Source organism: Mesorhizobium sp. M0296 (genome assembly GCF_040321675.1).
Classification (GTDB): domain Bacteria; phylum Pseudomonadota; class Alphaproteobacteria; order Rhizobiales; family Rhizobiaceae; genus Mesorhizobium.
Map to the genome: position 1 here is coordinate 94,195 of NZ_JAMYRZ010000015.1, position 21,982 is coordinate 116,176.

Annotated in this window: 21 protein-coding genes; 1 reads left to right on the plus strand and 20 read right to left on the minus strand. The window is 62.9% G+C overall.

Annotated elements, in window-relative coordinates; translation table 11 throughout:
- Nucleotides 1–98 precede the first annotated feature (98 nt).
- The 5 genes from NKI97_RS16670 to rimP are packed head-to-tail and all read right to left on the minus strand — an operon-like array spanning nt 99 to nt 6,216.
- A complete protein-coding gene (locus NKI97_RS16670; protein ID WP_352680484.1) occupies nt 99–671 on the minus strand; it encodes a hypothetical protein in 573 nt (190 codons plus the stop codon).
- 16 nt (nt 672–687) lie between these two features.
- Nucleotides 688–3,255 carry a translation initiation factor IF-2 gene (gene infB / locus NKI97_RS16675; protein ID WP_352835343.1) on the minus strand — a complete coding sequence of 856 codons (2,568 nt, stop codon included), beginning with the start codon at nt 3,253–3,255 and terminating at the stop codon, nt 688–690.
- Nucleotides 3,252–3,902, minus strand: a complete 651-nt coding sequence (locus NKI97_RS16680; protein ID WP_352835346.1) for an RNA-binding protein — start codon at nt 3,900–3,902, stop codon at nt 3,252–3,254. Before NKI97_RS16680 ends, infB begins: the two co-directional genes overlap by 4 nt.
- A 38-nt stretch (nt 3,903–3,940) precedes the next feature.
- On the minus strand, nt 3,941–5,536 hold the full coding sequence (gene nusA / locus NKI97_RS16685) for a transcription termination factor NusA (RefSeq protein ID WP_023676901.1): 1,596 nt from the start codon (nt 5,534–5,536) through the stop codon (nt 3,941–3,943).
- 47 nt (nt 5,537–5,583) lie between these two features.
- Nucleotides 5,584–6,216, minus strand: a complete 633-nt coding sequence (gene rimP, locus NKI97_RS16690; RefSeq protein WP_023676900.1) for a ribosome maturation factor RimP — start codon at nt 6,214–6,216, stop codon at nt 5,584–5,586.
- Nucleotides 6,217–6,497: 281 nt separating this feature from the next.
- Here rimP and NKI97_RS16695 point away from each other — a divergent pair, with 281 nt between their 5' ends.
- Complete coding sequence (locus tag NKI97_RS16695) at nt 6,498–6,662, plus strand: hypothetical protein (RefSeq protein ID WP_352835349.1); 165 nt, start codon at nt 6,498–6,500, stop codon at nt 6,660–6,662.
- Nucleotides 6,663–6,722: 60 nt separating this feature from the next.
- On the opposite strand, the gene trmB is transcribed toward NKI97_RS16695, so the two are convergent.
- The 15 genes from trmB to NKI97_RS16770 form a co-directional block, all read right to left on the minus strand.
- Nucleotides 6,723–7,424: a tRNA (guanine(46)-N(7))-methyltransferase TrmB gene (gene trmB, locus NKI97_RS16700; protein ID WP_352448600.1), complete on the minus strand. Its 702-nt coding sequence runs from the start codon at nt 7,422–7,424 to the stop codon at nt 6,723–6,725.
- Between the two features lie 11 nt (nt 7,425–7,435).
- On the minus strand, nt 7,436–8,725 hold the full coding sequence (metK, locus tag NKI97_RS16705) for a methionine adenosyltransferase (protein WP_023676896.1): 1,290 nt from the start codon (nt 8,723–8,725) through the stop codon (nt 7,436–7,438).
- A gap of 330 nt (nt 8,726–9,055) precedes the next feature.
- Complete coding sequence (locus NKI97_RS16710; RefSeq protein ID WP_023676895.1) at nt 9,056–9,475, minus strand: helix-turn-helix domain-containing protein; 420 nt, start codon at nt 9,473–9,475, stop codon at nt 9,056–9,058.
- Nucleotides 9,476–9,612: 137 nt separating this feature from the next.
- The gene (gene lnt / locus NKI97_RS16715) at nt 9,613–11,199 is read right to left on the minus strand and encodes an apolipoprotein N-acyltransferase (protein WP_352746914.1); all 1,587 of its coding nucleotides are present in this window, start codon (nt 11,197–11,199) and stop codon (nt 9,613–9,615) included.
- 87 nt (nt 11,200–11,286) lie between these two features.
- Nucleotides 11,287–11,757 carry a VOC family protein gene (locus tag NKI97_RS16720; RefSeq protein WP_352448598.1) on the minus strand — a complete coding sequence of 157 codons (471 nt, stop codon included), beginning with the start codon at nt 11,755–11,757 and terminating at the stop codon, nt 11,287–11,289.
- A 17-nt stretch (nt 11,758–11,774) separates the two neighbouring features.
- A complete protein-coding gene (locus NKI97_RS16725; RefSeq protein ID WP_352835391.1) occupies nt 11,775–12,848 on the minus strand; it encodes a hemolysin family protein in 1,074 nt (357 codons plus the stop codon).
- A 28-nt stretch (nt 12,849–12,876) separates the two neighbouring features.
- The gene (gene ybeY / locus NKI97_RS16730; protein ID WP_352448596.1) at nt 12,877–13,374 is read right to left on the minus strand and encodes an rRNA maturation RNase YbeY; all 498 of its coding nucleotides are present in this window, start codon (nt 13,372–13,374) and stop codon (nt 12,877–12,879) included.
- Between the two features lie 17 nt (nt 13,375–13,391).
- On the minus strand, nt 13,392–14,441 hold the full coding sequence (locus NKI97_RS16735) for a PhoH family protein (RefSeq protein WP_023676891.1): 1,050 nt from the start codon (nt 14,439–14,441) through the stop codon (nt 13,392–13,394).
- Between the two features lie 26 nt (nt 14,442–14,467).
- Nucleotides 14,468–15,877, minus strand: coding sequence for a tRNA (N6-isopentenyl adenosine(37)-C2)-methylthiotransferase MiaB (gene miaB / locus NKI97_RS16740; protein WP_352835353.1), 1,410 nt, complete (start codon nt 15,875–15,877; stop codon nt 14,468–14,470).
- 63 nt (nt 15,878–15,940) lie between these two features.
- Nucleotides 15,941–16,741 carry a lyso-ornithine lipid O-acyltransferase gene (olsA, locus tag NKI97_RS16745; protein WP_352448594.1) on the minus strand — a complete coding sequence of 267 codons (801 nt, stop codon included), beginning with the start codon at nt 16,739–16,741 and terminating at the stop codon, nt 15,941–15,943.
- Nucleotides 16,742–16,762: 21 nt separating this feature from the next.
- Complete coding sequence (gene rimI, locus NKI97_RS16750) at nt 16,763–17,257, minus strand: ribosomal protein S18-alanine N-acetyltransferase (protein ID WP_352448593.1); 495 nt, start codon at nt 17,255–17,257, stop codon at nt 16,763–16,765.
- On the minus strand, nt 17,257–18,039 hold the full coding sequence (gene tsaB, locus NKI97_RS16755) for a tRNA (adenosine(37)-N6)-threonylcarbamoyltransferase complex dimerization subunit type 1 TsaB (RefSeq protein WP_352448592.1): 783 nt from the start codon (nt 18,037–18,039) through the stop codon (nt 17,257–17,259). Before tsaB ends, rimI begins: the two co-directional genes overlap by 1 nt.
- Nucleotides 18,040–18,199: 160 nt before the next feature.
- Nucleotides 18,200–19,306 carry a DUF1513 domain-containing protein gene (locus NKI97_RS16760; RefSeq protein WP_352448591.1) on the minus strand — a complete coding sequence of 369 codons (1,107 nt, stop codon included), beginning with the start codon at nt 19,304–19,306 and terminating at the stop codon, nt 18,200–18,202.
- A gap of 2 nt (nt 19,307–19,308) precedes the next feature.
- Complete coding sequence (locus NKI97_RS16765; RefSeq protein WP_352746903.1) at nt 19,309–20,382, minus strand: imelysin family protein; 1,074 nt, start codon at nt 20,380–20,382, stop codon at nt 19,309–19,311.
- Nucleotides 20,382–21,980 (minus strand): di-heme oxidoreductase family protein, encoded by a 1,599-nt coding sequence (locus NKI97_RS16770; RefSeq protein ID WP_352448589.1) that lies wholly within the window; start codon nt 21,978–21,980, stop codon nt 20,382–20,384. Before NKI97_RS16770 ends, NKI97_RS16765 begins: the two co-directional genes overlap by 1 nt.
- Nucleotides 21,981–21,982: the final 2 nt, after the last annotated feature.

Sequence of the window (21,982 nt, forward strand, 5' to 3'; positions counted from 1 at the left end):
TCTTCCTTCGCGCGGGTTCGAACCGCCTCAAGCCGCCCACTTAGCGCTGTTGAACTGGCTTGGCTACCCTTGGGAACCTGCGTTAATTGGTCCTCATTCTATGACCGAGCGTCAGCTACCCAGATTTTTATTTTCGCAAGCGCATCGGCGGTAACGACATCTCTCGGGACAAAAACGAAACGGGTGCCGTCGTCAATAACGAAGAATAAATAATCGTTGCTGAGATGCATCCGTTCTATCTTTCGATTCTTTATCGAGCTCTCGTCCAAAAACTGGATAATATACCCGTCGAAAATCTTAACCGATTCAGCGATATTGCCAAGCTTCTTATTATGTGCCTTCCTTTTTAAAGGAACCAAAAAACTACGAGCTATTATTATATATATTGTCCCCATAGCAATTGGGGCCAGAACGTAAATTGTCTCACTGGAAACCACGCCCTTTGCAAGGTACTCCAGCAGAGCGACGGCCAACGCAGATGTCCAGATAATCAAAAGAATTGCGGCTATCAAAATCAGCCAAGCAAGCCCTGTAAGAATCCAACGCCTGGATCGACCATACCTCAGATCGGAAAACGAACGCGCAGCACGTTTAAGCTGCGTATCATTTGTCTGGAAGGTATACTCCCATAGAGGGAACATACCTTCCAAATTTGGAACGTCCTGGCCCATATCGGTGCCAAGCGCTTTATAGTGTCCTGGTCACCATCTCGACGCGGAAGCACTCGATGACGTCACCGACGCGCATGTCCTCGTAGTTCTGGAAGGCCATGCCGCATTCCTGGCCGCCCGGAACTTCCGAAACCTCGTCCTTGAAGCGCTTCAGGGTCTTCAGCGTGCCTTCGTGGATGACGACGTTGTCGCGGATCAGGCGCACGCCCGCACCACGCTCGACCTTGCCTTCGGTGACACGGCAGCCGGCGATCTTGCCGACCTTGGTGATGTCGAAGATCTCGAGGATCTCGGCATTGCCGATGAAGGTCTCGCGACGCTCCGGCGAGAGCAGGCCGGAGAGCGCCGCTTTCACATCATCGACCAGATTGTAGATGATCGAATAGTAGCGGATCTCGATGCCTGCCGCAGCCGCGGCTGCGCGGGCCTGCGCATTGGCGCGAACGTTGAAGCCGATGATCGCAGCCCCCGAAGTTTCCGCCAGCGACACGTCGCTTTCGGTAATGCCGCCAGCCCCCGCATGGACGATGCGGGCGCGCACCTCGTCGGTGCCGAGATTGTCCAGCGCGGCGTTGATCGCCTCGATCGAGCCCTGCACGTCGCCCTTGATGACCAGCGGGAATTCCTTCAATCCGCTGGTCTGCAACTGCGACATCATCTGTTCAAGCGAGCCGCGCTGGCCGGCATGCCTGGCCACCGCCTTCTCACGCGCCAGACGCTGGCGATATTCGGTGATCTCGCGGGCGCGGGCTTCGTTGTTGACAACGGCGAAGCGGTCGCCGGCCAGCGGCGTACCTTGCAGACCGAGGACTTCCACCGGCATTGCCGGCGGCGCTTCCTTGACCTGCTCGCCGCGATCATTGACGATCGCGCGTACCCGGCCCCATTCGTTGCCGGCGACGAGAATGTCGCCCGGCATCAACGTGCCGGTCTGCACCAGCACGGTAGCGACTGGGCCGCGGCCCTTGTCGAGCTGGGCTTCGATGACCACGCCTTCGGCGGTGCGATCCGGATTGGCCTTCAGGTCGAGGATTTCGGCCTGCAGCAGGATCGCTTCGAGCAACTTGTCGAGATTGATGCCCTTGGTCGCCGACACCTCGACATCCAGCACCTCGCCGCCCATGGATTCGACGAACACCTCGTGGCGCAGCAGTTCCGAACGCACCTTCTGCGGGTCGGCGTCATGCTTGTCGATCTTGTTGATCGCTACAATGATCGGAACGCCGGCCGCCTTGGCGTGATTGATCGATTCGATCGTCTGCGGCATGACGCTGTCGTCAGCTGCCACCACGAGGATGGCGATATCGGTCGCCTGGGCACCGCGGGCACGCATCGCCGTGAAGGCGGCGTGGCCGGGCGTGTCGATGAAGGTAACCTTGTGACCGTTCTTCTCGACCTGATAGGCGCCGATATGCTGGGTAATGCCGCCGGCCTCGCCGGAGACGACGTTGGCATTGCGGATGGCATCGAGCAACGAGGTCTTGCCGTGATCGACATGGCCCATGATCGTTACCACCGGCGGACGCGGCTGCAGGTCCTCGGGACGATCGGCGATGTTGAACAAGCCCTCTTCGATGTCGGACTCGGCGACGCGGCGGACCGTGTGGCCAAATTCGGTGGCGACGAGTTCGGCCGTGTCGGCGTCGATGACGTCACCAGGCTTCAGGATCTGGCCCTGCTTCATGAAGAACTTGACCACGTCGACAGCGCGCTCGGACATGCGCTGCGCCAGCTCCTGGATGGTGATGGTTTCGGGCAGGATCACTTCACGCATGACTTTCTCGCGTGGCTCGTTATGCAACGCGCGCTTGAATTTCTCCTGACGGCGGCGCATCGACGAGAGCGAGCGGGCGCGCGCATCCTCGTCGGAAAGCGCCGAATTCAGCGTCAGCTTGCCGCGGCGGCGGTCTTCCTCGCCCTTGGTCGGTTTGGCCGGACGCGCCACTTCCGGCGTGACCAGACGCCGCACTGGTGCGCCGGCACCGGTCCGCTTCGGTTTGACCTCTTCCTCGTCATCGACTGTTGCCAGTTCGGCGGCGAGCGGCGCACGGCGGCGCGCCTCTTCCTCGGCACGGCGGCGGGATTCGGCCTCGGCTTGCAGCCGTGCCTCTTCCTCGGCCTGACGGCGAGCCGATTCCTCGCGCTCGCGGCGGCGGCGCTCTTCGTCCTCGCTGCGGCGCTTGGCTTCCTCGATGGCGCGCTGGCGATCCTCGACATCGCGGACCTTCGAGCCCTCGAGAGCCCGGCGGCGTGCTTCCATTTCCTGGCGCGACAACTCGTTCAGCACCATGCCGCCGCGTTCGACCGGCGGCGGAGGGGGAGGCGCCTTGGGAGCTTCCTGCACGGCGGGCGCTGCCGCGACCGGCTTCGGCGTGAAGACGGACACAGGCGCTGCCGCCGGCTCCGGCTTGTCGCCGGGCAGCGAGAACTTGCGCTTCTTGGTCTCGACGACCACCGACTTGGTGCGGCCGTGTGAGAAGTTCTGGCGCACCGTGCCCTGTTCCATACCGGGGCGCTTCAGCGTCAAGGTCTTCTTCGGCGTAACACTCAGCGTCTTGTCGTCGCCCGATTTCGTATCGCTCATTCCATATCCTCTGCGGCATCATCTTCGTCAGCAACGGCCGCAAGCATTGCCAGATCGTCCGGGGAACCGCCCCGATATCGGTCGAGCGCAACCATGCGCTTCTGGACCGCCCTGCCCGCGTCTCCCGCGAGAACGGCAGCATGTATCACATTTGTACCCCCCAATGCCAAGCTCAACTCGGCCTCGGAGAAAAGTTTGTAGGCGCGGATCGCAGGCCCGCCGACGTGGACGGTTGCCCGTCGCGCCTGGCTTATCTTGCGGACGCCATCGTCGGAAGCCTCGGTCGCGTGGAGCACGAAAAGTGCAAGTCCGCCGCGCACGGCGCTCTCGACCTTGGTCGCTCCGAGCGCTATGGCGCCCGCCTTGCGGGCCAGGCCAAGCATGCCCAGAGCGGACCTGGAAAGCAGCGCGTCGACCATGCCGCCAAAATCGGCCGGCACGCTCACCTGCGCCTTAAAAGCACGGGCAAACAGGTTTTTGGCCGCTGCCTTTTCTATATGTAGGCGGTCGGCCGTCACCCAGCAACCGCGGCCGGGCAGGTTTCTCTTGATGTCCGGAACGACGGCCGAATCCGGGCCGACGACGAAACGGATCAGTTCATCCGGTTCGGCTTGCCTGCGGGTGACGATGCAGGTGCGATCGTTCATCTCGTCCAAGGGCGGGTTCGGTGCGATGCGGTTTCACCTCACGCACCGACGGTTTCGTCAGCCGGCACGCCCTCGGCGGCAAGCTCGTCTTCGGTGATCCAGCCAGCCTTCAGGCGAGCGGCCAGGACCATCTGCTCGGCATCGGCGCGTGATACGCCGTGGTTGGCGAGCACACCCGGGAATACCTTCGTCTCGCCGTCCTTGCGTTCCTTCCAACCGGTCAGGTCGTCGGCGGCGTAGCCGGCGAAATCCTCGATCGTCTTCACGCCGTCCTCGCCGAGCGTCACCATCATGGCGGTGGTGATGCCGGGAATCTCGCGCAGCTCGTCCTTGACGCCGAGCGCCTTGCGCTTCTCGTCATGCTCGGCTTCGATCTTCTCCAGATATTCGCGGGCGCGGGTCTGGATTTCCGAAGCCGTGTCCTCGTCGAAGCCGTCGATCGACGCGATTTCGCCGGAGTCGACATACGCGACCTCCTCGACGCTGGTGAAGCCTTCGGAAGCGAGCACCTGGCCGACCATCTCGTCGACGTCGAGGGCTTCCATGAACAGCGACGACCGTTCGACGAATTCCTTCTGGCGGCGTTCGCTCTCTTCCTGCTCGGTCAGGATGTCGATATCCCAGCCGGTGAGCTGCGAGGCAAGACGGACGTTCTGGCCGCGGCGGCCGATGGCCAGCGACAGCTGATCGTCGGGAACGACGACCTCGATGCGCTCGGCATCCTCGTCGAGCACGACCTTGGCGACTTCCGCCGGCTGCAATGCATTGACAATGAAGGACGCCGCCGAAGGCGACCATGGAATGATGTCGATCTTCTCGCCCTGCAATTCACCGACGACCGCCTGGACGCGGCTGCCGCGCATACCGACGCAGGCACCGACCGGATCGATGGAGCTGTCGCGCGAGATGACAGCGATCTTGGCGCGCGAACCCGGATCGCGGGCGACTGACTTGATCTCGATGATGCCGTCGTAGATTTCCGGCACTTCCATGGTGAACAGCTTCGCCATGAACTGCGGATGGGTGCGCGACAGGAAGATCTGCGGGCCGCGCTGTTCGCGGCGCACGTCATAGACATAGGCACGGACGCGATCGCCATACTTGTAGTTTTCGCGCGGAATCAGCTCGTCGCGGCGGATGATCGCTTCGCCGCGGCCGAGATCGACGATGACGTTGCCGTATTCGACGCGCTTGACGGTACCGTTGACGATCTCGCCGATACGGTCCTTGTATTCGTCATATTGCCGGTCGCGCTCGGCCTCGCGCACCTTCTGCACGATGACCTGCTTGGCGGACTGGGCGGCGATGCGGCCAAAATCCATCGGCGGTAGCTGTTCGGCAATGAAATCGCCGAGCTGGGCGTCCGGATTGCGCTCGCGCGCCGAGGAAATGGCAATCTGCGTCGCGTAGTCATCGACCTTCTCGACCACTTCCATCAGCCGCTGCAGCTTCATCTCGCCGGTGTTGGCATTGATGTCGGCGCGGATATTGGTTTCCTGGCCGTAGCGCGAGCGCGCGGCCTTCTGGATCGCATCGGCCATGGCGGCGATGACGATCGACTTGTCGATCGACTTTTCACGCGCGACCGCATCGGCGATCTGCAGCAGTTCAAGCCTGTTGGCGCTTACAACCATCTTCTTTCTCCCGAGCTTGTTGCCGACCTTTACGGCCGGCAGCCCAATCACATTTCCTGTTCGGTTTCGTCTTCCGCACCCTCTGGTGCGTCTTCGGGTTCGCCGCGGCGTTTCCTGGCTTCCTTGCGCGCCCGATTGTCCTTCGACAGCGCATCGCGGATAAGGTCGTCGGTCAGAATCAGCCGCGCTTCGGCAATCGCATCGTAGGGAACACGTACCGTCGGCTCCTCGCCGTAAGCGGCCTTGTCACGCTCGATCAGCACACCGTCCGCGTCGCTTTCGGCGATCTTGCCCTTGAAGCGCTTACGGTCGGCGACGAGAACCGACGTTTCCATCTTCACCAGATGGCCGGTCCAGGCTGCAAAGTCCGATTTGCGGACCAGCGGCCGGTCGATGCCCGGCGACGACACTTCGAGATGATAAGCCTTCTCGATCGGATCATCGACATCGAGCGCCGGCGACACCGCGCGGCTGACCTCTTCACAATCCTCGACCGTCATGGTGCCGTCCTCGCGCTCGGCCATGATCTGCAGCGTCAGCCCGTTCTGGCCCGACAGGTGCACACGTACCAAGCGGAAACCAATGGCGCGCAGTACCGGCTGAACGATCAGCGCGATGCGCGCATCGATGCCGCTTTCGCGGATGATGCGGTCGTCGCCTTCGCTTGCCGTCACTGTCATTCGGTCCTGTCACTCGATTTCTGTTGGTCGGCAGGTAATAAAAAAGAGCGGGACCGGGTGGACCCACTCTTCGTCATAGCGACCAAGAATTTGAAGCTGATATAGACGATCGTGGTCCTCATTTCAAGCCCGTCCTGCATGACGGCAAGGCTCCGAGTCCGCAGCGCTGCGCCAAATGCATGGCGCCCATGCAGTGATCCCCCTTTGAGCACCGGCCACGCACGACTATCTATGTTGCATTGCACAATTGGAGCGCTCACTGCGCTCAAAAGGGTACCATCATGAACAATCGTGGACTTTTTTCAGCCATAGGCGATGTCTTTAGCGTGTTCGGCAGCGCCGTAGCCGCGTCGCGGGCTGTGGAAAGCGGTCGCAAGCCGCGTGCGCATGATCTGCGCAATCTCGGCATGGAGCCGGCAGCCTTCGACAAGATCCGTCGCTTCTGAGCCAAGTGAGCGCCGAGAGCCTTCGGCCCGCTCGCCTTGTGCTCAGCTCTAATTTCCCGCTTATTTCCGCACGAAGGTGAGATAGGCGGGCCGTCGGCCTTCGCGAATGGCCTTGGCCTCATAGCGCGTCCCCGGCCAGCCATCATAGGGCCGGTGCCAGTCGGCTGCTTCGCTTGCCTGCCACGTGAAGGCGTCGTGCGCCCGGCAATGCAGGAGCGTCCAGTTCACATAGCTATCGATATCGGACGCAAAGTGGAACTTTCCGCCGTGCTTCAGGACGCGCGCGAAGCGGTTGAGATTGACCGGGCTGACGAAGCGCCGCTTCCAGTGCTTCTTCTTCGGCCACGGATCCGGATAGAGAAGGTCAATGCCGTCAAGCGAAGCCTGCGGCAGCCAGTCCAGCAGACGTGTGGCGTCGTCGTCGTAGACGCGCAGATTGGCAAGCGGCCGCTCTCGGACCGCCATCATCATCTTGGCCATGCCGTTGACGAAAGGCTCGACGCCGATAAAGCCGGTCGCCTGGCTGGCCGTAGCACGGTGCAGAAGATGTTCGCCGCCGCCAAAACCGATTTCGAGCTGGACAGCCGAAACTTCGGCTTCGAAAAGGCTCCGCAAGTCGGCCGGCGGTTCAACCGTCAGATCGAGCCTGTAGGCGGCGAAGCCGCTCTCCAGCGCCGCTGCCTGTTGTGGTCGAATGGCCTTGCCGCGCCGGCGACCGAAAAAGGCCTCGGTCGCACGGCTTGGCCGGTCCTTCGGATCCATAGGCGCCGCGGTTAGGCGGCGACTGCTTCGGCGACCGGTTCGGCGAGAGCGTCCTTGAGCGCCTTGGCGAGATCGGTCTTCTCCCAGGAGAAGGATCCGTCGCGGCCGGCCTTGCGGCCAAAATGGCCGTAGGACGACGTCTTGGCATAGATCGGCTTGTTGAGATCGAGGTGGCGGCGGATGCCGGACGGCGACAGGTCCATCACGGCGCGCAGGGCACGCTCGAGTTTTGCCTCGTCGACCTTGCCGGTGCCGTGCAGGTCGACGTAGATCGACAGCGGCTGGGCGACACCGATCGCATAGGAAAGCTGGATGGTGCAGCGATCGGCGAGCTTTGCGGCAACCACGTTCTTGGCGAGATAACGCGCCGCATAGGCCGCCGAGCGGTCGACCTTGGTGGTGTCCTTGCCAGAAAAAGCGCCGCCGCCATGAGGCGCAGCTCCACCATAAGTGTCGACGATGATCTTGCGGCCGGTCAGGCCGGCGTCGCCATCAGGCCCGCCGATGACGAACTTGCCGGTCGGATTGATGTACCAGTTGCAATTGTCGGCAATCTTCAGGTCGCCCAGTGCTTCGCGAATATAGGGCTCGACGACGTTGCGCACCTTCTTCGAATCCCACGTCTCATCGAGATGCTGGGTCGACAGCACGATCTGCGTCACTTCCGCCGCTTTGCCGTCGACATAGCGGACGGTGACCTGGCTCTTGGCATCCGGCCCGAGCCTGCCGGCATCACCGCTGCCTTCATGGCGCGCAGCCGCCAGCAATTCGAGGATCTTGTGGCTGTAATAGATCGGCGCCGGCATCAGGTCCGGGGTTTCGCGGCAGGCATAGCCAAACATGATCCCCTGGTCGCCGGCTCCCTCCTCGCCTTGCCGGTCGGAGGCGTTGTCGACGCCTTGGCCGATATCCGGCGACTGGCCGTGCAGCAGGACCTCGATCTTGGCTGTCTTCCAGTGGAAGCCGGCCTGCTCGTAGCCGATTTCGCGGATCGCCTTGCGAGCGACCGACTTGAACTTGGCCGGGTTGACAATCGGATGGCCGGCCGCATCCTTCAGGACGTTGCCCTCCTTGTCCTTCTTGAGCAGCGTCTCGGGGACGCGCACCTCGCCGGCGATGACAACGCGATTGGTCGTCGCAAGCGTCTCGCAGGCAACGCGGACCTTCCACGGGTCCATGCCGGTCTTTCTGGCTTCGCGATAGACGAGATCGACAATCTCGTCGGAGATGCGGTCGCAGACCTTGTCGGGATGGCCCTCGGCAACGGATTCCGAGGTGAAGAAGTAATTGTGCCGCGTCACGGGTGTCCCCTCTTGAAAAAAATATCGGCAGGCCGCCGATTTTGGCGCGCCAGTTGTTAACGGTGCCGGGCGTCGCTCGTCAAGCCATGCAGCCGTTCCGGCATGAATTTTGACGTTATTATCTTTGCATCCCGAGACGGCCGCAGCGCGCACTGCGATCAGCCCTGGCACCAACAGACTGAGGAAACCGGCTTCGAGGAAGCGTGTCGAGCGAAATCGATCTGCGCTTTAGCGCATCTGCGGAATGAACATCCCTCAATGCGCGCAGCCGCGAGAAATTGCATGCCCAGCTACGACGACCCCTTCCTTGTTGAACTCTTCAGGGGCCAGTCAATCGACTTCGTCGGTGGAAAGCGACTTCACCAGCTCGATGATCTTGCGGCGCACTTTCACGTCAGCGATCTTGACGAAGGCGCGATTCAGCTGGAGGCCTTCCGGGCTGCCGCAGAATTCGACGGCGGAGGTCATCGAAGCATCCTCGGCAAATCCACGGTTGCCCACGGGCTCCTGACCGGGCGCATCCTCGAAAAAGAAGGCGACGGGGACGCCGAGTATGGAGGCGATTGCCTGCAAACGGCTGGCGCCGACGCGATTGGTGCCCTTTTCGTACTTTTGGATCTGCTGGAACGTTATGCCGAGGTTTTCACCCAGTTTTTCCTGGCTCATTCCCAGCATATTGCGGCGAAGCCGGATGCGGCTTCCGACGTGGATGTCGATCGGATTCGGCTTTTTCTTGTTTTCTTCTGTCATTTTTTCCTCGCCGAATTTTTCCGGCTTTTTCTATTTTGCTGCCCAAACGACGCCGCGGCCCGTGCCCCAACAGAACGACCTTATCGACTTCGAAAATTTTCAGGCGCTTACAGTATGAGTTTCTAATGTGTCGGCTGTCAATTCGCCCGTAGCCTTTGCCTTACGTTCAAAATGCATGCCGCAACGGCAAGCAAAAACATGATCAGCATTCCGTTAATGCGTCGTTGGCCGGAGGAAACGATGGCTGTGTTGGAGATCGGCACACGCACATCGATCGCGCCGCGTGCATCGATTGCCAGCGCGTCAACGATGCGACCGCGCGGGTCGACAACGGCCGAAATGCCGTTATTAGCCGCGCGCAACAGGGGCACCCCATTCTCCACCGCCCGGATCTGCGCCTGCCTGAAGTGCTGGTACGGCCCCGGCGTGTCGCCGAACCAGGCGTCATTGGTGACGTTCACAATAAGCTCGGCTGACGTTGCGTCAACTGCGACCAGATCGGGAAAGATGACCTCATAGCAAATAAACGGCAGCGCCCGGATACCGCCGGGCAGCGCGATCGGATGCCGCTCATTGCCCGCCGCGAAGGTCATTGGACCGGCAACAAGCTGCTCAAGCCCGAAGCGGCCGAGCAGATCGGCGAAAGGCAGGTATTCGCCGAAGGGTACCAGGTGGACCTTGTCGACGGCATCGACGATTTCGCCCCTTTCGTCGATCGCCACCACAGAGTTGTAGTAACGGCTGCCGGCCGCCGAGCCGCCTTCCTCGCGAACGACGCCGGCGACCAGCATCTGGCCATCGCCAAGCATCTCTCCGATCGCAGGCAGGGCATCCGGACGTTCGGTGAATAGAAACGGCACGGACGTCTCCGGCCACAGGATCAATTGCGGCCTGTCATGGCCGGGTTCCGGCGCCTTGGCCGAAAGCCCCATCATGGTGGCGAAGATGCGGTCACGCACCGAGGTATCCCATTTTTCCGTAAGGTCGACGGCAGGCTGCACTATACGGACGTCAAGGCTGCGGGCGGCCGGCTTTTCGGGGGCGGCGAGCCGGATATAGCCGAAGCCGGCATGGGCGGCGACGAGAACGACAAGCAATGCCGCGCCGAGGCGGAGATGCCGGCGCGCCGCAAGCAGCGCCGGCAGCGCAAAGACGAAGACCGCAAGCGCGTTCATGCCGACCATGCCGGTCACCGATACGCTCTGCATCAGCAAAGGCACCGGCATCGCCGCATAGCCGACGGCATTCCAGGGAAAGCCGGTGAACAGGAAGCCGCGCAGCCATTCCGCCAAGGCAAAGCCGAAGGCAAGTGCCGCGATGCGGCCGATGTCATTGCTCCACAACAGCCGGGCGACCACGGCGGCGAAGCCATAGAAGAAGGCGAGCGCGAGGGGGATGCCGACCACCGCGAACGGCAAGGCCCAGGCGAAGCTGTCGGCCTCGACCAGAAGCGCCGAGCCGACCCACCAGAGACCGGCAAGAAAGTAGCCGAAACCGAACCACCAGCCGATGGCGAAAGCCGGCAGCAAGCGTCGCAGAAAACCGTCCGAGGCTTCGCCGGTCGCGCCGTCGAGTAGCCACACCAGCAGGGGAAACGAAACGAAACAGACGGCGAAGAAATCGTACGGCGCCTGGGCAAGAACCGCCAGCGCGCCGGCAAGAAACGCCACCAGCGCGCGCCGCCAGCCCCAAAGCAGAATTATCCGGCCGGCCTGGCGCTCCATCTATGCTTCCGAGTCGTGCGAATCAGGAAGCAAGATTTATCAGGCTGCGGGCTTGGCTCCAAACCGGGCGACCTAGTCCGCTCATAGCTATCGATGCCAGCCTTGTATCTTCAGCCCGCCCAGCCGCTCAGCCTCTTCGCGCGGGACGGAGCGGACAGTCTGGGAAAAGGTCCAGACATGGCCTTCAGGATCGCGCGCCCTGTACTGCCGTTCACCGTAGAGCTGGTCGGCAGGCTCCTCGACGATCTCGGCTCCCGCCGCCCTTGCACGATCGCAGTGGGCATCTATCCCGTCCTTCAGGCGTACATAGACCGACTGCGTGTTCTTGCCTGCAACTGAAGCCGGGCTGGCTATATGGTCGGCCCATTCGGAATCGACGATGATATAGTCGTCGCCGAACCGCATCTCGGAATGGACGAGCCTGCCATTAGCATCGCTGACCACCATGCTCGGCTCGAAGCCGAAAGCCTTTTCAAGCCATGTCAATGCGGCCCGCGGATTCTGGTAGAAGACACCCGAGCCCAAGGTTGAGTGCTTGAACGGGTCCTCAACCGGCATCGGGCAAGCCGCGTCCTTCAAGCCTGCTCGGTGCGGACGGCGCGGCGGCGGCGCTCGCCCTTCAGGGTCTCGACGATGCGCACGCGCTTGACGCGGCGCGGATCGGCGTCGAGCACATGGAACTCGAAGCCGGGTATGGCCTGCACCACTTCGCCGCGCGCCGGCACCCGGCCAAGCGTGTTGAAGATCATGCCGCCGATCGTGTCGACATATTCGCCGTGCTCGCCGGCGGCGAAATCCTCGCCGATCATCTTGGCGACATCGTCGATCTCGGCCTTGCCGTCGACGATGAAGACGCCTTCACCGGCCTGGGTGATCATCGGCTCGTCCTCGTCATGCTCGTCCTCGATGTCGCCGACCACCATCTCGACGATGTCCTCGAGCGAGACGAGACCGTCAGTACCGCCATATTCGTCGATGACCAAAGCCATCTGGGTCCGCGTCGTCTGCATCCGCCCCATCAGGTCGGAGGCGAGCATCGACGGCGGCACGAACAGCACCGGTCGGATCAGGTTGAGATCGCCGATGGTGCGCGTCAGATCGACCTGGGCGAGATCGAGAACCGTCGCGACCGGAGTTTTCCTGGTCGTCCTGCCCTTTCTGACGCGGGCGACCTTGGTGATGTGCGCCAGCACGTCGCGGATATGAACCATGCCGCGCGGATCGTCGAGCGTCTCCGAATAGACCGGCATGCGGGAATGGCCGGACTGCTCGAACAGCCCCAGAAGATCACCCAGCTTCGTGGTGATCTCGACCGCCTCGATGTCGGCGCGCGGCACCATGACGTCCTCGACGCGCACTTCGCGCAGGCGCAGGATGTTGTTAAGCATGGCGCGTTCGCCGGGCGAGAAGGATTCTGCATCGCTCGCCGTTTCGGCAAGCGCACCGGCAATCTCCTCGCGCAGGCTGGTGCCGTTGCGGTGCCTGAAAAGCCCGAGCACGCGATCGAACAGGGAAGGACCGGCAGGCGATGCCTCGCTGGCGAAGCTGCCGGTCGTGGTACTCGGACTCGAGCCCTCTTCCGTCGTTTCGGAAGGCTTGATCACACTGCCGGCGTCGGAGCGGGCGGCAGTCTCTGGTTTGTCGTTCATCATCGTCCGGTCAATTGGTCTTTTGTAATTACGTGTAGGGATCGGGAATGGCAAGCCTCGCAAGTGCTGCGCGCTCTGTCGCTTCCATCAGTTCCGCTTCGGCATCGGTTTCGTGATCATAGCCCAGCAAATGCAGCAGGCCATGGATGACGAGATGGGAGATATGGTCCTCGATGGGCTTGTCTTCCAGTGCCGCCTCGCGCGCGACAGTCTCGGCGGCCAGCACGATGTCGCCGAGCATCGGCGGCAGAGGCCCGCCCCTGGCAAACGGAAAAGCGGGAAAAGACAGGACGTTGGTCGGCTTGTCCTTGCCGCGCCAGCCGGCATTGAGCGTGCGGATACGGGCATCGTCGGAAAAGACGATGCTGAGCTCGGAACGCCCGTCGGCACCGGTTTCGGCAAAGGCGGCCGAGACGGCGTGGTCGACCAGCCGCGTCAGCGTCGTCTCGTCGGGCCAGTCGCCCGCCTCGATCGCGATATCGATCTCGACGGGAAGCGGCCCCCCCGCCTTTTGCTCCTCAGCCATGCGGCCGCATAATCATATCAGCTTTCGACACCCAGGCCCCTGGCTAGCTTGCCGTCGCGGTCATAGGCCTTGACGATCTCGGCGACCAGCGGATGCCTGACGACGTCGCCTTCGTTGAAGCGGACCGTCACCATGCCGGTGACGCCGTCGAGGATTCTCAGCGCCTCGACCAGGCCGGACTTGGTGTTTGGCGGCAGATCGATCTGGGTCGGATCACCGGTGACGATCATGCGCGAGTTCTCGCCGAGCCGGGTCAGGAACATCTTCATCTGCATCGGCGTGGTGTTCTGCGCCTCGTCGAGTATGACGGCAGCGTGCGCCAGCGTACGGCCGCGCATGAACGCCAGCGGCGCGATCTCGATGACCTCAGCGGCAATCGCCCGCTCGACCTTGTCGGCCGGCATCATGTCGTAGAGCGCGTCATAGAGCGGCCGCAGATAGGGATCGACCTTCTCCTTCATATCACCCGGCAGAAAGCCAAGCCGTTCACCGGCCTCGACCGCGGGGCGCGACAGCACGATGCGTTCGACCATGCCGCGTTCGAGCAGCATTGCCGCATGCGCCACCGCCAGATAGGTCTTTCCGGTGCCGGCCGGGCCGATGCCGAAGACGAGTTCCGACCGCTCCAGCGCGCGCATGTAGGCGTCTTGGTTGAGCGAGCGGGCATAGATCGTCTTCTTGCGCGTCGATATCTGGGCGGCGGACACCTTGCCCTTGCGCTCCAGCGTCGGCAGCGTCAGCTGGTCGTCGCTGGCGATCGCCATGCGCACGGCGCCGTCGACATCGGACTGGCCGATGTCGGTGCCTTTCTGCAGAATGCCGTAAAGATTGTCCAAGGCGCGGCGTGCCTGCTCGGCGGCCGAGGAAGAGCCCTTGATGGTCAATTGATTGCCGCGCGAGCGAATATCGACGCCGAGCTTCTGCTCGAGTCGGGCCAGATTCTCGTCGAACTGGCCGTAAAGGGCGCTGGCAAGCTTGTTGTTGTCGAAAGTCAGTACGATGTGCGCGATATCCGAGGCCCCCGAGGGTAGGTTCTGGGGCAGGTTCTTCACTTCAGCAGCGCTCAACCGTCTCTCCTCATCTGCCGAGACCTTCAGGCCAATTCGGCGAACAGGCTGTTGTAGCCCGTCTTCGTGATTCGTACCTGGATAATGTCACCGATTTCGCCGGCCTTTTCATCAACAATAACCGGCTGCAGCCACGGCGAGCGGCCAACCTTCTGGCCGGCCTGGCGGCCCGGCTTTTCGATCAGCGTGTCGATGGTCCTGCCGATCAGGCTGGTGCCGAAATCCTGCTGCTGTTTCAGCAGCAGCGCCTGCAGCCGCTGCAGGCGCTCGTCCTTGACGGCCTCCGGCACGTGATCGCTCATCTCGGCGCCCGGCGTGCCGGGGCGCGGCGAATATTTGAACGAAAAGGCCGAGGCATAGTTGACGTCTTCGACCAACTGCATGGTCGCCTCGAAATCGTCTTCCGTCTCGCCGGGAAAGCCGACAATAAAATCGCCCGACAGTGCAATATCGTTCCGTGCGGCACGGATGCGGTCGATCAACGTCAGATAGTCTTTGGCCATATGCCTGCGGTTCATCGCCTTGAGTATGTGGTCGGAGCCGGACTGCACCGGTAAATGTAGATAGGGCATCAGCGTCGGCAAATCACGATGGGCGGCGATCAATTCATCGTCCATGTCGCGCGGATGACTGGTTGTGTAGCGCAGCCGCGCCAGGCCTGGAATCTCGGCCAGCCTGAACAGCAGCCGGCCAAGGCCCCATTCCTCGCCGTTTTCGCCTCTTCCATGCCAGGCATTGACGTTCTGGCCGAGCAGCGTCACCTCGCGCACGCCGGCATCTGCCAGGCGCTCGGCCTCGGCGACGATCTGTGCGACCGGCCGCGAGACTTCCGAGCCGCGCGTATAGGGCACGACACAGAAGGTGCAGAACTTGTCGCAGCCTTCCTGAACGGTCAAGAACGCCGTCACGCCGCGCCTGATCAGTTCGGCGCGCTTCGGCTGCGGCAGATACTCGAACTTGTCCTCGACGGCATAGTCGGTCTCGACGATCTTTTCGCCGCCACGCGCCCTCGCCAGCACACCGGGCAGCCGGTGGTAGGTCTGCGGGCCGATGACCAGGTCGACGGCCGGCGAGCGGCGGATGATCTCGGCACCCTCGGCCTGCGCCACGCAGCCGGCGACGCCGACCAGCATTTCGCGCCCGGCCTTTGCACGCTCGGCCTTCAACTCACGGATGCGCCCAAGTTCGGAATAGACCTTTTCCGCCGCTTTCTCGCGGATGTGGCAGGTGTTGAGCAGCACCAGATCGGCCTCGCCGATAGCGTCTGTCGCGGCATAGCCGTCGGCCGCCAGCGCATCGGTCATGCGCTGCGAATCGTAAACGTTCATCTGGCAGCCATAGGTCTTGACGAAGACCTTTCTGGTCGCGGCAGGCGGAACGACCAGGTTTTCGGCGGCAGCGCCGATGTCGTCGCGTTCTATCGTGTTCAATTCCATTTCGCGGCTTCTAGCGCCTTTCCCCGACAAAAAACAGACGAATCTGGCCGGGACCTGCGCAGCCTACCGGCTCGGACGCGGTTCGGCGAGCGCCGCCTGCACCATCTCGCGCACCTGGCGTTCCATCTGCTTTGCCGTCTCCTTGCGGCTTGAGCCCTTGGAGAAAGCAATCGCCTCGCCAAAATGCACCTCGACGTCGAGGGCGCCCTCGGCCATCAGCACCTTGAGGTGCGGCATCAGCTCCTCGTCGCCGATCCAGGCGGCAACCGGCCGATGCCGGCGGCCGAGCGGCACGCCATGCAGGCGCGTATAGACGATCGCCACCGGCTGGATGAAGACCTGTTCGGCCGCCCCTTCCGCAATCGCCATTGTGGCGGCGCCGAACAGCGTGCTCTTGAACGGCAGGATCATGTTGCCGTCGCCGGTCGAGCCTTCGGCGAACAGCACCATGGCGTCGCCCTTGGCCATGCGGTCGGCGATCTCGCTGGCCTGGTCGCCCGACGAACGCTTGCGCTCACGTTCGATGAATACCGTGCGCTGCAGCTTCGACAGCATGCCGATCAACGGCCAGCCGGCCATATCGGCCCTGGCGATGAACGTCACGTCGACCATCGACCCCAGCACCATGATGTCGGTCCAGGAGATGTGGTTGGCAGCAATCAGCAATGGGCGCTGGCCGGACAGCGCTCCCTTGACATGGATGCGCAGCCCCAGCGTCCTGACAATCATCCTGTGCCAGATTTTCAGGATGAAGGTCTCGCGCCAGAGCCCGGTCCGCATCGACAAGATCTGCAGCGGCACAAGCACCAGCGAGCCGACGACAACCAGCCCCAGCGCCAGGAAAATCCTGATTTTTCCGATCATCCGCACCACCCCGGCGTTTGGCTAACGAAGATCGCGGCGCATGACAAGCGCGCCGGTCGGGCCGTGCTCCGGCGACTTGTAATAGTTGGCACGCTTGCCGACTTCGCGGAAGCCGAACCGCCGGTAGAGCGCGGTCGCGGCGACATTGGTCTCGTCGACCTCCAGGAAAAGCGCCTCGGCGCGCTGTGCGTGCAGTTCACGCAGCACCGCATCCATCAATTGCCAGCCGAGCCCCCGGCGCCGATGCGAGCGTGCCACCGCGACCGTCAGGATCTCCCCCTCGCCGGCCGCCAGCCGCGCCAGCACGAAGCCGACCGGCGGCTTGGCACCCTGTCCGGTCTCGCGCGCGGCATAGCCGAACACCGTGTCCTGCTCGAGCAGCGCGGCGAATTCGTCGTCGGTCCACGGCCGCGCGAAATCCTCGCGATGCAGCACCGACATGGCCGCGCTATCGGCAACCGTCAACGGCTCGAGCGCATAGTCCCTGCGGCGCGACTGGAGGAAGGGAATGCGCATCAGGACTTGTTTCCGTTTGGACCATGATCTTTTCCCAAAACCGGTTTCCACTTTTTGGGATCATGGTCTTGCCTCGATAGAATAAAGCCTCCCTGAGGCTTTGCGTCGGCGCCGCGCAGTCCCTGAGGCTTTGCGTCGGCGCCGCGCAGATAGAGCGGTTTCGGCTTTTCGCCCTTGCCCTTTTTACCGGCACGTTGGGCGGCGGCCAGCCGGGCATAGACGGCGATGTCGGCGGTGGCCGCTGTCGCGCCGACGTCGAAGGCGCGCCCGGCCGAGGCGGCAATTTGCGTTGCCGCCGTACCGGCGAGAACCGCGGAGCTGTCAACCGCGATGGCGGCGGCTTGCGAGAGCGTGGTCACCGAGGGACCGTAAATCAAAACGGATGCTTCATCGTAGAGTGCCGCATGGATTTCCTCGCGCCCTGCATCGAGCGCGGCGAGCACGGCGCGACCGGGAAATGCCGCTCTCGCTTGCGCCGCCAGGGCCTCCAGAGTCGTCACGCCGATCGCCGGGATTTTCAGCGCCAGCGCAAGGCCGCGCGCCGCCGAGACGCCGACGCGCAGACCGGTGAAGGAGCCCGGACCGGTGGAAACGGCAATGGCGCCGAGGCTGGCATAATCGGTTCCAGCCGCCTTCAATGCTCCCTCGATCACGGCCATCAAATGTTCCGCATGGCCCTTGCCAAGATCGATCACCGAACGGCCGAGTTCCTTCCCAGCCGCCGCGTCGTAGACGCAGGCGGCGCAGAGATTGGCGGCACAGTCGATGGCAAGTAAATTCATGAAGCGGCCGGTTGAGACAGTTTCGAAAACAGCTTCCCTCTGCCCGCCAGGGCTCATCACCGCAAGGGCATAATGGATAAATCGTCAGGCGACTTTGCTTCGGCTCAGGTTCAAGACGGTAAGTTTCGACGAACGTAACTGCCACAAATCGGTGCCAGGACTAGCCGATCTGCTCGATACGCAGCACGTGATTATCCCAGACATAGTCCGGCTCGGAACGGGTCGCACCACCGGCTTCGATGATTTCGCCGGCGCCGGTCGTCGCCATGAAGCTTTCCCCATCGGCTGCAACGCCGCAAACCTCGACCAGCGCCTTGGTGGCGACGATGCGGCCGCTGGCCGTGTCGATCACGGCGAGCGAATTGCCCTCAGGCGAAGACACGGCGATAGTGCCGGCGGCAGGGTTGGCGGCGACCGAGCCGATATAGTTCCTGAAGGCCGAGAGCACGTCCTGCGACATGTCGAGCAATTTCAAGTCCTTGCCCGGCGGCGCGCGGCCGAGCAGCGGGGGACGATCGGTGCCCGGCCCCCTGTACTGGCAGCCGAACCAGACGGTGCCGGACCGGTCGGCATCCATATGGCGGATCGACAATTGGTGCAGCGCCGGCGGCAATTCGTGCTTTTCGGTGAGATCGCCCGTGAGACGGTCGACCAGCACGTAGGATGGCCGCATCGTTGCGATGTTGAGCTCGGCGCGGCCATAATCCGGATGCGTCTCGATGCCGCCATTAGCCACAGCAATCGTCCTGCCGTCGGAAAGCAGCAAAAGCTCGTGTGGGCCTATGCCGTAGGTCGGGAACTCGCCGATGCGCTTGAATTTCGCATGCGCGTCATAGACGCCGACGACGCCGGCGGCATTGTCGAAATCGTTCTCGGTGGCGTAGAGCAGCGTACCGTCGGCCGAGAACACGCCGTGGCCGAAGAAATGCCGGCCGGCAACGCTGGCAACGGTCTGCGGTTCATCGCGGCCGGTATGGTCGAAGACGACAGCAAAGGTGCCCGGCTGCCTGGCAAACACCACCGAACGCTTGGACACCGGGTCGAAGGTAACGTCGTGGCCCCGATCGGGCAGATCGATCGTGTGCAACAACTTGCCGGCCTCGGACAGGACGGCCGCGCCATAGCTGCCGTCGCGCTTGACGAAAGCGGTGGCGAAGACCGAGTCGGCGTCGAGTGTCTTTGCCCAGGCCGACGGCGCCATCGCCGCTACGAAACCAGCGCCTGCGGCCCTCAGGAAATCGCGCCGATCGATCAGCGGCGTCCTCATGATCAGTCGCCATCCAATGACGAGAACCCGGCGGTCAGGCCGAATTCGGCGGTCAGCCTGGTGCCGATCAGGGTCGTCAGGCTGGATGTCACCAGCGAGAAATAGTCGAGCTTCTGGCGCAGCGCCGGATCGGCAAGTGCCTTGTCGATCGGTCCCCTGATCGCCTTGGCCGCCTCGATCCCGTTGGTGAGCTGGATGTGGACCGATTCTGCCATCCAGCGCGCATCGGCCGGCAGCGCGTCGCCAAGCTGCGAGGCCTGGAACAGCGTGTCCATGCCCGCCAGATTCCCGGTCAGCGAGCGGGCGGTGTTTTGCGAGCGCCAATAGATCGCCTGTTTCGGTTTGTCGGCCTCCGGCTTGGCGCCCAGGAAGCCTTTCAGGCGTACGTCGCGGACCATTTCCAGCTCGTTGATGAAGACGCCGACCAGTTCGGTCACCGCTTCAGTTCCGTCGTGGTAGAGCGCGTTCTGCGGACCCGGATTGGCCCAGAGCGCGGCAAAGCCGTTGGGCTCGTTCCAGGTATCGCCAACCTCGCCGGCAATCGTCTCGACATTGCCGGCAATGGCCGCACCGTAGGCGCAGCGATAGGCGTCGTCCCTGCCGACCAATTGACCGGCTCCGTCGCCGTAGAGGACGAATTCCAGTGCGCCGAGCCCTTGCATGGCGACGCTCTTTGTAGCCAGCTGGGCCGGATCGGCGGCTGTCGGATCCTTGCCGGCAAGTGCCGCCTGCACCTGCTTCAGGCCGATGCTCTTGCGGTCCGGCCAAAACAGCATGCGCTCAAGCCGGTTGTTTTCCGCGATCGGCCCGAAACGGATGATTTCCACCACCGACCAGGCATCCACGACACCGGCGAACTCGGCGCGTGCCGCATCGAGATTGTCTCGCGAGGGCGCTTGGCAAAGCGCGTGCATGGTCTTGGCCAAGCTGTCCGCATGGTCATGCAGTCTGGCATAGGCCGGGCGGACGAAGCCGTCGATCGCCCGCTGGATCACATCCGAAGCCTTCACCGCCGCGGATGCCGGCAGCGCACCGGCGAGGACCAGCATCAGAGCGAATGCAAGACGCTTCCGCATCAGAGCGACTCCAGAAACTTGATCAGCGCGGCGCGGTCGGCGGCATCGGCAGCGGCAAAGCGGTCACGCGCCTTCTGGCCCTCGCCGCCATGCCACAGAATCGCCTCGGCCAGGCTTCGTGCGCGCCCGTCATGCAGGAAGAAGGTGTTGCCGCTGACGGTCTGGGTGAGCCCGATGCCCCACAGTGGCGGCGTGCGCCATTCGCTTCCCGTGGCCTCGCCCACCGCCTGTCCGTCGGCAAGACCGGGTCCCATGTCATGCAGCAGGAAATCGGAATAAGGCCAGATCAGCTGGAAGGCCTGCGCCTTGTTCGGGGTGCCGCGACGGGTGACAAATTTCGGCGTATGGCAGGAGATGCAGCCCATATCGTAGAACAGTTTTTTGCCGGCGAGCACGTCCGGTCTGTCGAGATCGCGCCGGGCCGGCACAGCAAGGTTTTGCGAATAGAAGGTCACGAGGTCCATGACCGGCGGCGGCGCTTCGACCGGACCGAGGCGCTCCTGTACACCGTTAGGTAGGGCAAGGCAGGTCTTTTCCGCGGCGCTGCAATCGCCCCAGTGCTTCGGCACCTCAGGCGTCGAAATGCCGATATCGCCGGCAAAAGCGTCCGCCGATTGCTGGCGGATCGATGCCGCCTGCGCCTTCCAGCCGAAACGGCCGAGCGTCAGTTCACCGCTGCTGGCGTCGCGTATTATGTTTGGCCTGCCGGAAATCCCGTCACCATCGCGGTCGGCCGCATCGGCACGCGCAAGGATGTCGGCAGGAGCGATCTGCTCGACCAGGCCAAGACCGATCATCGGCGGTGTCATGCGCGGCGACAGCGTGGTGTGCGGATCGAGCGGCCCGTAGGCGAGACCGTCGACCGAATAGCTCGGCTTGCGCAGCGACACCGTGCTGCCGTCCGCCAATTTCACCTTCTCGTCCTGATAGTCGACATGCATCCTGCCTTCGCCCTGCAGGCCGGGAACGGCCAATTCCTGCAGCTGCGTGCCATAGACCGGGTCGGGAAAGTTGAGCACCTTGTGATCGGCGAGCGCGGCTTTCTCCTCCTCGGTACTGGCTTCCCTTGCCAGGCGCAGGAACATCGAGGTGGTGCCGCTGTCGCCTTCGGGCGGATGGCCGCGACCGTCCTTCAGATGACAGTTCTGGCAGGCGCGCTCGTTGAACAGCGGACCGAGCCCATCCGAGGCTTGTGTCGAGGATGGCGAGGACACCCAGTTCTTGCGGAAAATGGCATTGCCGAGCTTGAAGGTACCCTCTTCCTCGAAGCTGATGTTGGCGGAGGATTGCGAGAAGGCGTCCTTGTTGACGTCCTTCTTCGAGGTGCCGGCGCCGCCCTGCATCAGCTCGAATTGCTCGGGCTTGGAGAAATCGCTGGTCGGCCTGGTGATGGCGATGACGCGCGCCAGATCCTTCGGCGTCAGATCCGTGCGGCTGGTGGCAAGCCCCGCCGGTTGCGGCGCCCCGGCCAGCGCCGAGGCTGTGAGCGTCGCCACCACGGCAAGAAAGGCGCCGCGAAGGATACCGTATCGCGGAGGCGGCAGGCCACAATGCTCGGCCGGCCGCAAGCGGCGCATGAAATCTAGGGGGCGCCGCATTC